Below are 14,428 nucleotides of genomic sequence, written 5' to 3'. Positions count from 1 at the left end.
GCCGTGCCATATTTCATCACGGAGAACAGATAGCAAATGACAAAAGCCGATCTGGTTGAGAGAGTTGCCCGCGAAGCGGACATGACCAAAAAGGATGCCGAGCAGCTTGTCGAGATAATCTTCGACAGCATCACGCATTCGCTGAATAAGGGTGAAAAGATCGAGCTTCGCGGATTTGGCAGTTTTCGTGTTCGCGAACGCAACTCGCGCAAGGGCCGAAATCCCAAGACCGGTGATCCTGTCGAGATACCGGCAAAGCGTGTTGCCTATTTCAAGCCCGGCAAGGAACTCAAGGAGCTGATCAACAACGCTTAGGAGCCGCCATGGATGTCCTTTGGAGCCCTTGGCGCTACGACTACATCACAAAAGCCTCAGCTTCATCAGCGAAGTGCGCTTTTTGCGGGATACTTCAGAACTCGGCTACTGACGAGGATAATTTTATCCTCCACAGGGCCGAGTTCAACTTTGTGGTACTCAATATCTATCCTTACACATCAGGCCATCTGATGGTCGTCCCCTTCGATCACACCGCATCACCTGTTGCCGCCTCAAAAGCTTCGACCGACGAAATGATGGATCTTGTGCGGCGTTCCGCAGAGGCCATCGCACAGACCTACGACCCTGACGGAATGAATATCGGCATGAATCTTGGTAAAGCCGCCGGAGCAGGTGTCGCAGAACATTACCATATGCATGTTCTGCCGAGATGGACGGGAGATGTCAATTTCATGACAGCTATCGGCCAGACGCGCAACCTTCCTGAAAGCCTGCCGGACACTTATCGCAGGCTCGCACCTCTTTTCTAGAAATCGTCTTCAAAAGGCTTTGCCGGACAAAAGAAATATGCAAGACCGAGATTGACTACGACCAGCGCCGTCATTGCAATGGGCGGAAAGAAAGTAAAGAACACAAAAACGATCAAACAAACCCCAAAGATCGCAAGCTGAATGGCGATGAGCGGCCGCATAAGCGATTCACCCAGATGCCTCAACAGCAAATAACCAAGCATTGAACCGCCGGACAAACAAAGCAGCGGAAAGCAGAAACTAAAGGCTCGGAACAGGTCCCATAAACTCGGCGAAAAGCCAAGCCCAAGATCCGAACGATATGTGGTCATGAGCGTATAGAGCTGAAGCTCTGATTCATTGCTAAGTTCCGGCACGATAAAAAAACTTATCGAGTGGAGCACGGCAGCAAGGAACATAAACAGGATCGCCGCCGTTAGCCAGAATGTGTAACGTGTAAGCATAATGGCTATTTTGCCGATCTTGCATCGGCCAAGCCGGGTTCGACAGAACGATCGATCGCCTCATCTTCGATCTCACCGCCGGGACTTACGGGAATATCTTTCGGGTCGATGAATTGTACGCCGCCCACAACCTTTACTTCTGCTGACGATAGTTTGTACTGCCCGGACGTCGGCGGCACGTAGCCCGGATAATCGACACGCGAGTGATAAATAGCTATCAGCGAGCGGATCATGGACTCGCGTATCTGTGTCAATTCCCTCAGTGTGAGGTCGCACTCGCCAAGCTGATCGTCGCCTAAGATCGAATCGACTATTTTGGTAACGATAAAGCGGATATTCTCCGGTGTGGGCTCTGCAAGCGAGCGTGCACCGGCTTCGCACGAATCCGCGATCATCATTATCGCAGCCTCTTTGAACTGCGGCTTCGGCCCAGGATATCTGAAATCGCTTTCTGATATCTCCTCGTCAGGCCGAGCGGAATCCTGAGCCCTGCGAAGAAAATAGTGCAGCGTGCGTGTGCCGTGATGCTGCGGAATAAAGTCAACGATCCGCTGCGGCAGGCCCATTTCACGGCCAAGTTTTGTGCCGTAGGTTACGTGGCTGATGATGATCTTTGCACTCTGCAGTGGCTTTAGCTTGTCGTGCGGATTGCGGCCGTGTTGATTTTCGACAAAATGTTCCGGTGCCGCGATCTTGCCGATATCGTGATAAAGAGCACCTATCCGTGCGAGCAGGCCGTTGGCTCCGACGACGCGACAGGCCTCTTCGGCAAGTTGTCCGACGGCGTGCGAATGCTGATTGGTTCCCGGAGCACGCAACGCAAGCTGCCCGAGTATCGGCAGATCGGCATTCGAAAGCTCCAGCAGTTTTACGTCCGTCAGGATACCGAAAAAGTTCTCGCAGATAGGCAGCAGGACGGACGTGATCGCCGCCGTCGTTATACCGCTCGCGAGCGAGCAGGCGACCGCAAGGAGCACCGTATTCAGAATGAACGGCTGTTGTGAATACGCTATCAATGCCAATGCGAGCGGCACGCATGCCGTACCGACAAGTGCACCTGCCATTGTAACGGTCTGGCGGTTTCGGTAGCGCCCGATGCCGTAAACCGCGACCGCGGATGTGAGGGCCGCTACAAGCGCGAACTCAAAACTTCGCGGTGCCATAAAGCCCGTTATGAGAGCGTTCAGAAGGCCTACGAATAGGGCGGTCGGCCTGTCGGCAAGCAGCGTCATCATCAAGCTGCCGGAGGCGAAAGGTATTGCAAGCGCCCAGAGTGTCGGGTCGTTATACGGAGGCTGCACGTTCTGGTCGGCGGTGAATTCCGCGAGCCTGAACAGCACCGCGACAACGCCTGTCTGCACCACGACAATGAAGCCGATAAGCGCGAACGTCTTTCTGGGTGAAAGCGCAAGCCGCGGCACCACACCGCGATGCTGAACGAATTTCCAAGCCGCCCAGAAAAGTCCGATCACCAAAAGCAGGATGCCGAGAAAACGTCCGAGCTGGCGTGTCGAGGCTCCGTAGTTCTGAACCGCGGCAATGTTCGAAAGCATTTCTGCCGTAACGATATCGCCTTGGTTAGCCACTTTCTGACTGCGTTTCAGCACGACCGCAGCGGGCTTGATATTCTGTGCCGCCGTCTCTCTGGCGTTTTCGGTCGCGACGCTGTCATAAGAGATGCTCGGCTCGATCATTATCGATGTAGCTGTGTAGAATGCCTCAGCTTCCTTCTCGGAAAGGCTCTTGATCGCCTCAATTCTCGTCCTAAGCTTATCGCGAGCGGCAGAGAGAGCCGTCCACGTGCTTTCCGGCATTGCAACATTCGATTGAAGATTCGGCTTGGAGCGGTCAAAAACAAAGACCTGGTTCTTAAAGTACTGCCGGTCAGAATCATCATAGATGTAGCCGGTCGAACTCTCTCTTAATGCACTCTGCACCGCATCAATTTCATTCCGGCTGAATTGCCGCGACAGCAGTACGCGTGCGGTCTCAGCGCCGCCCGCACCGTCCCACTTCACCTGCGATCTTGCCTCAGTGCCCGCACTTTTTTCCGATGTGTCGCGTAAACGCTGAAGCTTTTCCCACGTCGAAACAAAGCCTTGAACCGTAGCTTCTGATTTATTCGATTCGTACCTGAAGATCGGTTTTACGGCGGTTTGAGCCTCTGCACGCAGCCGTTCCGTCGCAGCCGCATCCGTGTAGTTAATATCGGCAGGCGAGATCACCGTTTGCCGCACGATATCGCCGACCTTGTAAGGAGGTTCCGGTGCTGCCCGCCAAAGCGGATTGTGAACGAGCAGTGTCGTGATCAGACAAAAAAGCGCAAAACCGACATAGAAGATCTGCGTGTCAGACAGCATCGTTAGCGGTTTTGACACGACATCATATGACCGCCGAAGCAGCTTCTCAGCCGGTGATCTCATTTTCTCGATGCGCTTTTTCATTGAGCAGTGGCCGCAGCCGACGTGTTCGCTGTCTCGTCCGAAATGTACGATGGCCTTTCAACCTTTAACAGTGAGGCGGCTGCATCGACCAGCGGCCTTAGGCTTTCACGGCGGATAGCTGAAATTGCCACGCATGCCGCGCTGCTGTCAAGCACGATCTGCCGCCTTAGAACCTCAACCTCATCATCAGACAGCAGATCCGACTTGTTCAAAACGATCAGTTGAGCGATATCGCCAAAATGCAGGTCGCTGATGATCTTATTAACCGATGCGATCTGCTGCATCACACGCGGATTTGATGCATCGACCACATGGATGAGCAGGTCGCTGTCGGCGATCTCTTCGAGTGTCGCACGGAATGCAGAGACGAGTGCGTCCGGAAGGTCGCGGATAAAGCCGACCGTATCGTTGATGATAACCTCTTGGTCATACGGCAGTCGAAGACGCCGTGATGTCGGATCAAGCGTGGCGAACATCTTCTTCTCGGCATGAACGTTCGATCGCGTGAGGGTGTTCAGAAGCGTTGATTTGCCTGCGTTAGTGTAACCGACCAGCGAGATCAGCGGCAGATGTTTCTGCACGCGGTTCTTTCGCCGCTCGTTCCTCTGCCTGCCGAGGGCATCGACCTGCCGTTCGAGCTGAGCGATGCGGTCACGAACCCGGCGGCGGTCGGTCTCGAGCTTCGTTTCGCCGGGGCCTCTTCCGCCAATGCCGCCCGCAAGACGCGAGAATGCTGAATTCTGACCGATGACAAGGCGGGGCAGAAGGTATTTGAGCTGGGCAAGTTCGACCTGCAGCTTACCTTCCCTGCTCTGTGCCCTCTGGGCAAATATGTCGAGGATCAATTGCGGCCTGTCTATCACTTTCAACTCGGTTGCTTCGCTCAATACGCGTACCTGTGCCGGCGACAATTCGGAGTCGAAAATAAGCAAGTCGGCCCCGAGCCGCATCGAGCGTATCAATATCTCATCCAACTTACCCTTTCCCAAAACGGTCTTTGCATCTATTTGCGGCCGCTTTTGGATGACCGTATCAAGGATAACGACATTAGCAGATCCGGCAAGCTCCTTGAGTTCATTAAGCGACTCGATCTCGGCCTCGATGTCGCCCGTTGTTACGCCGATCAAGATCGCGCGGTCGCGGCCCGCCTGCCGCTTTGGAGCAGCGAGGCGAACCCGAGCCATTTCGTCCTCGAGGGAATTGATAAGCTCCGTAAAGTTAGTATTCAGTTGTGCGGGATGTTCCGGTTCAAGGAACTCGTACGGAAGCGCGTCTTGCTCGGATTCGAGCCGTGCCGCGTTGGTCGGAACGAGATGCGCCGAATAGACCGGCCCCGGCAGTCCGTCCTTGCGGTTCACCTGTATAGCCGACATCAGGTCGAGCCTCAGCAGAGCAAGGTCGGTCAGATCATCTTGTGTAAGCTTTTCGCCAAGCAGATGCGTGTGTACGCATCTGAGTCCGCGAAATCTCCCTTCTGACACACGGGCGCGCCCGAAGTCCGGCAACTCGATCTGCTTCGCGGTGCCGACCATCACGTATTCGACTTGCCCCTTGCGGTTGAGCAGCACGCCTATCTGCCGCCCTGTTTCGTTTGAAAGCTCGGTCATCTGTCGAGCCAACTCCGGCGAGACGATCGAATCCGGAGCAACGCGGCGGGTGCCGAGCTTTTCGATGCGGCGAAGCTGATCGTGTTTCAAACCGCGTGTGAAACCGTGTATCGTACTAATAAATCCGCCTCCGTCAGATAACCTCAATTATAGCAGAAACAGGCGTTTCCGAGTTCGAAATTCTGCTGTGGTAAAATCACTGTGACCATGAGTGATAATGATATCGGCCTGCCGAAAGCGAAACTAGCATACACGATCATCCAGGACCTGCTTCAGGGACATGAAGCCCTGAGCGGCCTGCTCGTCGTGATGTCACACGCCTTGGATGAAGAAGTGCTGAAAGCGCTGACAACCACATCCGAATGGGAAACGTATCTCGCCTCTAAGCGACAGATGGAGGTCACGAACACTCAGATCGAAGAATTCGTAAGCGAACTCAAGCGTCTCGAAGCGGCCACGGCAGGTGACGCCAAGGCGTAGGAGGCCTCAAATGTACGATCTTGTGATAATCGGTGCGGGGCCCGCCGGCATCATGGCCGCTTATCAAGCAAAGCAAGCCGGCCTTCGTTATGTGGTTCTGGAAAAAGGACTTATCGGCAACACTATCTATAATTACCCGGTCGGGCTTACGGTATTTTCGACTATCGACGAGCTTGAGTTCTTTCCGCGAACGCTGATGCCCGCCCGCGAAAAACCTACACGCGAGGAGTTGCTCTCCTACTACGTTCGTTTCGTACTTGATAACGAACTTGAGATTCGAACCGAGGAGGCAGTACAAAGCGTTACGGAATGCACTCCATTCCGCATAACTACCGATAAGGGTGAATATTCTGCACACAACGTCCTCTTTGCCATCGGAGCAATGGATCATCCGCGAAGGCTGGGCGTCCCGGGCGAAGAGCTGCCGAAGGTGCACGATCATTTTCGGGAAACTTATCCGTGGGTTCGAAAAAAGGCTTTGGTCGTCGGCGGAGGCAACAGCGCGGGCGAGGCGGCCCTGTTCCTGGCCCAAGAAGGCGCCGATACGACGTTGGCCGTCTTTCGCGATGATTGGCAGAATACGGATCCGAAGCAAGGCTGTATCAAGTATTGGGTCAAACAGCCGCTCGAGGCCGAACTCGAACGCCGCTGCCTCAACCTTTTCTTTTTAGGCCGCGTGATCGAGATACGTGAGAATGAAGTGACCTTGGAGGATGAGCACGGAGTAGCCGTTACATTGCCGAATGACGTCGTTTTCGTCCTGATAGGCTCTGACGCCGATATGACAATGCTAAAGGGCCTGGGGGTTACGACAAAGCTTGGGAAATACGGCGAAACGCCGATCTACGATCCGGAAACATTCGAAACGTGCGTTCCGGGCATTTATGTTGCAGGCCATTTTACCGAGCAACGGCACATCAAAGGTGCGATCGACGCCGCACGAACACTTGTTCCAAAGATCGCCGCAAAAAGATGATCCGTACGCTTGGCGCTTGTTTGCGATCACGCGCTCGGCATTATGTACGTTACGACCGCGATGTAGTGCAGGATACTGCCAAAGAGAACGAACACATGAAAGATGGCGTGATGATGCCGGATCGCCTTCCAGCCGAAAAATATCATTCCGAGTGTATAGCTGACACCGCCGGCGACCACAAGCCCAAGCGCGAACGGACCCAGAACATCGTATAAAGGCTTTGCTGCTAGAATGCCGATCCAGCCCATCGCAAGATAAAGCACGATGCTCAGTGCGACCAAACGTCCGCGAAACGCTATCTTCAGTGCGATCCCGATAACCGCCAATGACCATACCAAAGCAAGCATTCCCGGACCGATGCCTTCACGCAGAACCGTCAGCAGGAACGGCGTATATGAACCCGCTATCAGCAGATAGATCGAGCAATGATCGGCCAACTGGAGCAGCTTCTTTCGACGCGGCGTGATAACGGTGTGATAAAAGGTTGAAGCGCCGTAGAGTGTAATGAGCGAGACGCCGTAAACGACCGCGGCGGCCGTATGCCACGCGTCACCGCCCGGCAACGCAAGTATCATCAGGGCGATGAAACCGCCGATACTCAGGATCAGCCCGAACCCGTGTGTAACGGTATTCGCGACCTCTTCTACGGACATTTCATTAACGTGCGCTTTTATCATTTACATTGCGGCAGATCCAAAATTCGTATCGGTCGTCGCACGCTCACGTCTTGCCACGCCTTCTTCGTAGGCGGCGTCCTCGACCCTGGCAGCGACCGCTTCGCCAACGCGGCGGTCGAATACCGAAGGAATTATGTAATCAGGATGAAGCTCCTCAGGCTGAATGATGTCTGCGATGGCGTTCGCCGCTGCGATCTTCATCGATTCGGTGATGCGCGACGCCCGGCAGTTCAACGCACCGCGAAAGATACCGGGAAAACACAGCACGTTGTTGATCTGGTTGGGATAATCCGAACGGCCCGTTGCCATTACGGCAACGTGGCCTTCTGCATCCTCGGGCATGATCTCAGGTACGGGATTGGCCATCGCGAACACGATCGGATCTTTTGCCATTGAGTCGATGTCATCTGTCGTCAGCAGGCCGGGTGCCGACAGTCCGAAAAACACATCCGCACCTTTGAGGACATCGTGAATAGAACCTTGTTCGCGATCCGGATTGGTATTCTTTGCGTACCATTCCTTGACCCAGTTCATATTCTCCTGGCGGCCCTCGAAAATCGCTCCCGTCGTATCGCATCCTACGATGTTCTTGACACCGGCGGCCATTACGATCCGCGTACAAGCAACGCCTGCGGCCCCGATGCCGTTGACGACCAGCTTGACTTCGTCCATCCTCTTGCCGACGATCTTCAGCGCGTTGATCAGTGCTGCAAGCACAACAACCGCAGTGCCGTGCTGGTCGTCATGAAATACCGGTATGTCGAGCTCTTCCTTCAAACGCTGTTCGATCTCAAAGCAGCGCGGCGCCGAGATGTCTTCAAGATTGATACCGCCGAACGCAACCGATATGTTCTTAACGGTTTGGACGATCTCGTGCGGATCTTTTGTGTTCAAGCAGATCGGGAACGCATCGACACCACCGAATTCCTTAAAAAGTTGACACTTGCCTTCCATCACCGGCATTGCCGCGGCCGGCCCGATATCGCCGAGGCCGAGGACGGCAGTTCCGTCCGAGATAACGGCGACCGTATTCTTCTTGATAGTAAGGTTGTAGGCCTTTTCCGGGTCCTTATGTATCGCTTCGCAAACACGCGCAACGCCCGGCGTGTACGCCATTGAGAGATCACTCCGCGTCTTTAGCGGCATCTTCGACGCTATCTCGATCTTACCGCCGAGATGCATCAGGAAGGTGCGGTCGGAAACATTGACGACCTCGACACCGTCAATGTTCTCAACTGCCTCGATGATCTCTTTGTCGTGCGTTTCGCTGGCGGCATTGACCGTAATATCGCGAACAAAAAAATCCTTGCCGACGCTGACGATATCGATGCCTTCGATGTCGCCGCCGGCATGGCCGATCGCCGTGGTGATCTCGCCGAGCTTGCCCGGCTTATTATGTATCTTTACGCGGAGTGTAAGGCTGTAGCTCGCATTTGGTGTTGAAATATTGGACATAATACGCGGAAATCGTTGCCGCATCGGAGCCTAAAGCTCAAAAGATAAAGTATGCAGAAATTCTAAAATGCGGGCAACCGGACAAAGGGCAGTTCGGTAACGACGGCGCTCGCATCAGCGGCCTTTAGCTCCGTTCCGGAGGCCAAGAAATCGTATCTAACATAACCCAACGCAATTGCTTTGCCGAGCTTGGGTGAAAAGGTTACAGAGGTAATGCGGCCCGCGGCCTTCCCTTCCGCAGTGGTCAGTTCGGTTCCGGCATCAACGTTGCCCGACAGTAGAAGGCCGCTAAGACGTTTCGCGATATGGCCGCGAAAGTAAATGCGCGCAATGATCTCTTGGCCGATATAGCAGCCCTTGTTGTAGGAGATCAGGCCGTCGAGGCCAAGCTCCGGCACGACCGTCGATTCATCCATATCGATCCCATAGATCGGAACACTCGACTCGATCCGAAGCGTTTCGTACGTTTCCGCATCGAGTTCGATCGCATTGCCGCCGCGCCGAGCCGATCCTGCGGGAATAAATGAACCTGCAGGCAGCGGCGAAACATTCAGCGTGATCGAATTCCCGGCTGTGTCGTACCGGCCGAAAATATCTGCATAGCGATACTGCGAGGACAGATCCTCGACGAAAAAATCGCCGGCGTAGGTAAATCTAAAAAGGTTTTGAAAAAGCTTTTCCCGTGTGGACTCTTCGGTTTCAATGAGAAATCGGTCGCCTTGCCGCATAACGCGAACAAGGGCAAGCAAGCGCCCTTGAGCATTTGGAAATGCTGCAAGCATCGCGTTGCCGTCGTCGAGCGTTTTCATATCGCCGGTCATCATTCCGTCAAGAAATTTGACCGCCTCTTTGCCCCAAACCGCTGTAAGCCCGCGGCTTTGTTCAAAATATGCGCTGCCGCCGCTGCACACATGATCGTAGGTATCTCTATTCATGATCTCGAAATGGAATTCCGCATACTCGCTTCTGCCGGCTGCCCGTATTTGCCGTTCGCGATCGCCGGCGGGTTGCCCCAACCGGTATTCGGTTTGTTACAATGATAACAAATGAGCACAGTTACAAAAGAAGCGGTTCTTGGCGTTCTGACGAAGATCATTGACCCTGACCTTCATAAGGACATAGTTACGTTGGGATTTGTTAGAGACCTTAAGGTCGACGGCGGTGATGTTTCATTCACGATCATGCTTACAACGCCTGCCTGTCCGGTCAAGGAGGAAATGGAAGGAAAAGCCCGTGAACTCGTCGGCGGGCTTGACGGTGTTGCGAAGGTTGACGTGCATATGGATGCCGAGGTACCGAAGGGTCGCGGCATCGCAAATGATGTAACGATGGACGGCGTCAAGAACATCATTGCAGTGTCGAGCGGCAAGGGCGGCGTCGGCAAATCGACCGTCGCGGTGAATCTCGCTGTCGGGCTTGCGATGGACGGCGCAAAGGTCGGCCTTATGGATGCCGACGTTTACGGGCCGAATGTGCCGCTCATGCTTGGCACCGGACATGACCAGCCCCGGGTCATTGACGGCCGGCTTAAGCCAATTGAGAAATACGGCGTCAAAATGATCTCAATGGCAGTACTCGTCCCGCCCGATAAGCCGATGATCCTCCGCGGCCCGATGCTGCACGGGATCGTACGCCAATTCTTAAGCGATGTTGACTGGGGCGACCTCGACTATATGATCGTCGATATGCCGCCGGGAACGGGCGATGTTCAATTATCGCTGTCGCAGCTCGTGCCGGTGCAGGGTGCCGTGCTTGTAACAACACCTCAGGAAGCTTCGCTTGCGGATGTGCGGCGTGCCGTAAAGATGTTCGAGCAGGTGAACGTCCCTGTCCTCGGCGTGATCGAGAATATGTCGTATTTTATCGCACCGGATACCGGAGCCCGCTATAACATCTTCGGTGAAGGAGGCGGACAAAAACTCGCCGATGAGTACGGCCTGAACCTTTTGGGCGAAGTGCCGCTCGGTATGCAGGTTCGTGAGAACGGCGACAGGGGAATTCCGGTCGTTGTAGGCGCACCCGGCTCAGAGCAGGCGGAGGCCTTTATGAAAGTCGCCGAAGAGGTTGCGCGGTATGCGTCGATCGAGGCCATGAAGCCCGATCTGGCCATCGTCTCAAAGGCGAGTCAAAGCTAAACGGTTGAACCGCCGCAAGGATGCGGCACTTCTGCTCCGTCAATATTTGACCTTGAATTTTGCGGAGTTCGTTTCTATAATTTACATTCTTGTAAAGATTCGAGGTTAAGGATCTTTTAAGAACCAAAAGGAGAGTATCAAATATGTCAGCAGTTGCATCACCATCGGTCGAGTTAAATGTCACGGAAGCCGCCGCATCCGAGATCCAAAAGTTCCTGCAGGAAGAGGACGATCTTCCCGAAACAGCGGGTTTGCGTGTACGTGTGGTCCCGGGAGGCTGTTCGGGTTTCCAATACAGCCTGAATGTTGAGGAAGAACCTCGCGAGGGTGATGTTACGATCCGGCAGAGCGGTATCAACCTTTTCGTTGATATGTTCTCGGCACAGTATCTCAACGGCATCACTATCGATTACACATCGAACGTTATGGGTGCCGGCTTTACATTCGACAACCCGAACGCGTCGGGCGGCTGCGGATGCGGTACGTCCTTCTCGGCCTAACACATTTTTTAGGCGTCCTTATAGCTGAAGATCGGCTGTGCTTTGCCGCACGGCCTTTTTTCTTTGGAATTTATCCCTAATCACTACTATCTATGTCTATTCAAAAGGACAACTGAAGGAATACGCGGCGGAGTAGCGGGGCGGCAATGCCGCCCGGCGGCTTTTCGCGGCAAACTCAACAGCGGGAATATTTCGTAATTCAGAATTTGCAATATTATCCAAAAACTTGGATAATTTCTCACAGGTCAGAAAAACGGGCGTTTTCAAGCTCGTAAAATTAAAAGAAACAGATCAAGCAATAGTTCGGGAACCGTTAACGGATTCGCTATTTTTATAAACTAGGTGAGCTTTTCACCGTCCCCGACCAAGAGCCCTCCCATTGATCGCCAGAAAGGAGACATTCATTTGACTGAAATCAAGAAGATCTTTGCCGTTTCGTTATTTGCGGCAGGCTTGGCACTCGGCTCGTCAGCAGCAGTTAATGCACAAGGGCGTGACCGCATCGTAAAACCGACATCGAGCCAACCCATAAATGCACCGCAGAGTTCGCAGCCGACGGTCGTTACGACAACATCGTCGCGACCCATCCTTACGAACGACGTTCGTGTCGTTCGCAACGCCGATCCTGCATGGGAACCAAAGATCGAAAGAACCGCTTCCACGTCTGCCGCAAATGTCGGCACAATGGCTGCCGCAGGCCGCACCGCATACGGAGCAACCGCGAGCATCCGCCTCGATAACGCGATAAAGAGCCGCTACGGAAAGCCGTACCGTTATGGCTCGACCGGCCCGAACACATACGACTGCTCAGGTTTTGTTTGGAGTGCTTTTCAGGAAGCGGGTATCAATTTCACACGTGCAAGCGCCCGCAGCCTCTGGGCGCAATCCGTACCCGTTTACGGCGATGAGCGATTCAAGTTCGGCACGCTTGTCTTCTTGAACGGCCTTGGCCACATGGGCATAGTCGCGGATGAGAACGGCTTCTATCACGCTTCGTCAAGCAAAGGTATTACGTATTCGCCGTTCAAAGGCTATTGGGAAAGCCGCATCGTTGGTTTCCGCAAACTCGTCCCGGAGGCGAACGCAGCCATCGATCTCGGCCGGTAAAAATAGACGGACATCGGCACAAAGTTCAGCCCGACGTTTCAATGGAACGTCGGGCTTCTTACTTTTCAAGAGATCTAACCGATAAATCCCGGCTTTGTGTGCGGTTCCATAACTTCGGTGATCAGCGCGATCTTGTCGATCGCGATGTAGGCTACCTTCTCGTCATCGTCGCGCAGATAGAGCACGCCCTTGCTCACATCAATAACGCTGCCGCGGAACGCTGCGTTGGTCCCGCATGAAGCATCAACCTTCTTACCCATCAAACTTTTCAGAAGCTCTTCCATATCAATCTATTCCGCGCATCGCCGCAATTCTGCCAGCCGTTGCCCATCGACTCCTTTGCCTTTCCGAAACAGAACCTTTGCCGGTCGCCGACTGTCTGTCCGAGTAAGCCAGCGCCGCCGTGATCACGGCAATATCTTTTTCCTCCCTTTCTGCACCACGTTCCTTGCGTCGTTCGTTAAAGGCTGCGATGAAGCCCGTATCGAGGTTACCGGCGATAAATACCTCGTCATTCATAACCTCGCGAAAGAACGGGAGTGTCGTCTTGATGCCGCTGACCTGATATTCTGCCAACGCGCGCCGCATCCTGTCGATCGCCTCCGCCCTGTCGCGTCCGTGAACGGCGAATTTCGAGATCATCGGATCGTAATGTATCGAGACCTCGGCGCCTTCGTAGATACCGCCGTCATCACGAACTCCCGGCCCCTGAGGCAGGCGGAGCCGCGTGATACGCCCCGGCGACGGAAGAAAGTTCAGTTCCGGGTCTTCTGCATATACGCGGCATTCGATCGCATGGCCCGTGAGAACGACATCCTCCTGCGTGAATGACAGTTCCAACCCGGCCGCGACATTTATTTGTTCGCGAACAAGGTCAATGCCGGTAACAAGCTCGGTAACGGGATGTTCGACCTGCAAGCGCGTGTTCATCTCAAGAAAGTAGAATGAACGATCGACATCCGAGACGAGAAATTCGACAGTACCGGCACCGACGTAACCGACCGCCGCTGCTACCTTTACCGCGCAGGCTCCCATTTCCGCACGAAGTTTTGGGTCATCTATCGGCGAAGGAGCCTCTTCGATCACCTTTTGATGCCGCCGCTGGATCGAACATTCACGCTCGCACAAGTGCACATGCTTGCCGTGTGTGTCGGAGAAAACCTGTATTTCGATGTGCCGCGGCCTCTGAATGGCCTTCTCGATATAAACAGCGTCATCGCCAAAACTCGCGAGTGCTTCGGAACGTGAATTCTCAAACGCGGAATGCAGTTCACTCTCGTCCGAAACAAGCCGCATCCCCTTGCCGCCTCCGCCTGCTGATGCCTTTAGCATCACAGGATAACCGAAACTTGCAGCTGTTTCTTTAGCTTCTTCGTACGAGTTCAACGGTTCGGTCGTACCCGGAACGACCGGTACGCCGGCCTCGATGGCGATCTTTCTGGCAGACATCTTGCCGCCCATGCTCTCCATCACTTCAGGCGGCGGCCCTATGAATGTCAGGCCTGCCGCGACCACCTCGCGGACAAACTCGGCATTTTCCGAGAGAAAACCATAACCGGGATGGATCGCCTCGGCTCCGCTTTGTTTTGCCGCCGCAATGATCTTTTCACCTCGCAGATAGCTTTCGCTCGATGCGGCAGGGCCGATGTTGTACGCCTCATCCGCCATTCGCACATGCAATGCATCCGCATCGGCTTCAGAATGAACGGCGACCGTCGCGATCTTCATCTCACGACACGCACGAATGATGCGACAGGCGATCTCACCGCGATTTGCAATTAGGATCTTGTTGAACATA

The 14,428-nt window shown here is 54.2% G+C and carries 15 protein-coding genes; 7 read left to right on the top strand and 8 right to left on the bottom strand.

The window, feature by feature from the left end; all coding sequences use genetic code 11:
- Window positions 1-36 precede the first annotated feature (36 nt).
- Window positions 37-315, top strand: a complete 279-nt coding sequence (locus HS105_04290) for an HU family DNA-binding protein (GenBank protein MBE7515819.1) — start codon at window positions 37-39, stop codon at window positions 313-315.
- 8 nt (window positions 316-323) lie between these two features.
- Complete coding sequence (locus HS105_04285) at window positions 324-806, top strand: HIT domain-containing protein (protein ID MBE7515818.1); 483 nt, start codon at window positions 324-326, stop codon at window positions 804-806.
- Here the strand turns inward: HS105_04285 and HS105_04280 are convergent.
- From HS105_04280 to hflX, 3 genes are read right to left on the bottom strand one after another with little or no spacing between them, the layout of a single operon-like run.
- On the bottom strand, window positions 803-1,249 hold the full coding sequence (locus HS105_04280) for a hypothetical protein (protein ID MBE7515817.1): 447 nt from the start codon (window positions 1,247-1,249) through the stop codon (window positions 803-805). The genes HS105_04285 and HS105_04280 overlap by 4 nt on opposite strands.
- Before the next feature lie 5 nt (window positions 1,250-1,254).
- On the bottom strand, window positions 1,255-3,693 hold the full coding sequence (locus HS105_04275; GenBank protein MBE7515816.1) for an HDIG domain-containing protein: 2,439 nt from the start codon (window positions 3,691-3,693) through the stop codon (window positions 1,255-1,257).
- Window positions 3,690-5,420, bottom strand: a complete 1,731-nt coding sequence (hflX, locus tag HS105_04270) for a GTPase HflX (protein ID MBE7515815.1) — start codon at window positions 5,418-5,420, stop codon at window positions 3,690-3,692. The genes HS105_04275 and hflX overlap by 4 nt, the downstream gene beginning before the upstream one ends.
- An 87-nt stretch (window positions 5,421-5,507) precedes the next feature.
- Between hflX and HS105_04265 the strand changes: the two genes are divergently transcribed.
- Together HS105_04265 and HS105_04260 are read left to right on the top strand one after the other, a co-directional pair.
- Complete coding sequence (locus HS105_04265) at window positions 5,508-5,780, top strand: hypothetical protein (protein MBE7515814.1); 273 nt, start codon at window positions 5,508-5,510, stop codon at window positions 5,778-5,780.
- Window positions 5,781-5,790: 10 nt separating this feature from the next.
- Window positions 5,791-6,756, top strand: a complete 966-nt coding sequence (locus HS105_04260; protein ID MBE7515813.1) for an NAD(P)-binding domain-containing protein — start codon at window positions 5,791-5,793, stop codon at window positions 6,754-6,756.
- A gap of 26 nt (window positions 6,757-6,782) precedes the next feature.
- On the opposite strand, the gene HS105_04255 is transcribed toward HS105_04260, so the two are convergent.
- The 3 genes from HS105_04255 to HS105_04245 all read right to left on the bottom strand — a co-directional run bounded on the left by HS105_04255 (window position 6,783) and on the right by HS105_04245 (window position 9,823).
- Entirely contained in the window at window positions 6,783-7,409 is a 627-nt protein-coding gene (locus HS105_04255; protein MBE7515812.1) for a hemolysin III family protein, read from the bottom strand.
- 24 nt (window positions 7,410-7,433) lie between these two features.
- Entirely contained in the window at window positions 7,434-8,888 is a 1,455-nt protein-coding gene (locus HS105_04250; GenBank protein ID MBE7515811.1) for an NAD-dependent malic enzyme, read from the bottom strand.
- Window positions 8,889-8,950: 62 nt separating this feature from the next.
- Window positions 8,951-9,823 (bottom strand): hypothetical protein, encoded by an 873-nt coding sequence (locus tag HS105_04245; protein MBE7515810.1) that lies wholly within the window; start codon window positions 9,821-9,823, stop codon window positions 8,951-8,953.
- Between the two features lie 111 nt (window positions 9,824-9,934).
- On the opposite strand from HS105_04245, the gene HS105_04240 reads away from it, so the two are divergent.
- From HS105_04240 to HS105_04230, 3 genes are all read left to right on the top strand, one after another.
- Complete coding sequence (locus HS105_04240) at window positions 9,935-11,023, top strand: Mrp/NBP35 family ATP-binding protein (protein MBE7515809.1); 1,089 nt, start codon at window positions 9,935-9,937, stop codon at window positions 11,021-11,023.
- A 143-nt stretch (window positions 11,024-11,166) separates the two neighbouring features.
- Entirely contained in the window at window positions 11,167-11,523 is a 357-nt protein-coding gene (locus HS105_04235) for an iron-sulfur cluster assembly accessory protein (GenBank protein MBE7515808.1), read from the top strand.
- Between the two features lie 405 nt (window positions 11,524-11,928).
- Window positions 11,929-12,630 carry a C40 family peptidase gene (locus tag HS105_04230; GenBank protein MBE7515807.1) on the top strand — a complete coding sequence of 234 codons (702 nt, stop codon included), beginning with the start codon at window positions 11,929-11,931 and terminating at the stop codon, window positions 12,628-12,630.
- A gap of 74 nt (window positions 12,631-12,704) precedes the next feature.
- Here the strand turns inward: HS105_04230 and HS105_04225 are convergent, their stop codons facing one another.
- Window positions 12,705-12,914, bottom strand: a complete 210-nt coding sequence (locus HS105_04225) for a hypothetical protein (protein MBE7515806.1) — start codon at window positions 12,912-12,914, stop codon at window positions 12,705-12,707.
- 1 nt (window position 12,915) lies between these two features.
- The gene (gene accC / locus HS105_04220) at window positions 12,916-14,427 is read right to left on the bottom strand and encodes an acetyl-CoA carboxylase biotin carboxylase subunit (GenBank protein MBE7515805.1); all 1,512 of its coding nucleotides are present in this window, start codon (window positions 14,425-14,427) and stop codon (window positions 12,916-12,918) included.
- Window position 14,428: the final 1 nt, after the last annotated feature.

It is taken from the genome of Chloracidobacterium sp., assembly GCA_015075585.1.
GTDB lineage: Bacteria > Acidobacteriota > Blastocatellia > Pyrinomonadales > Pyrinomonadaceae > OLB17.
The sequence above is the reverse complement of the archived record's forward strand: the minus strand, read 5'-3'. Positions and strand labels throughout refer to the sequence as shown.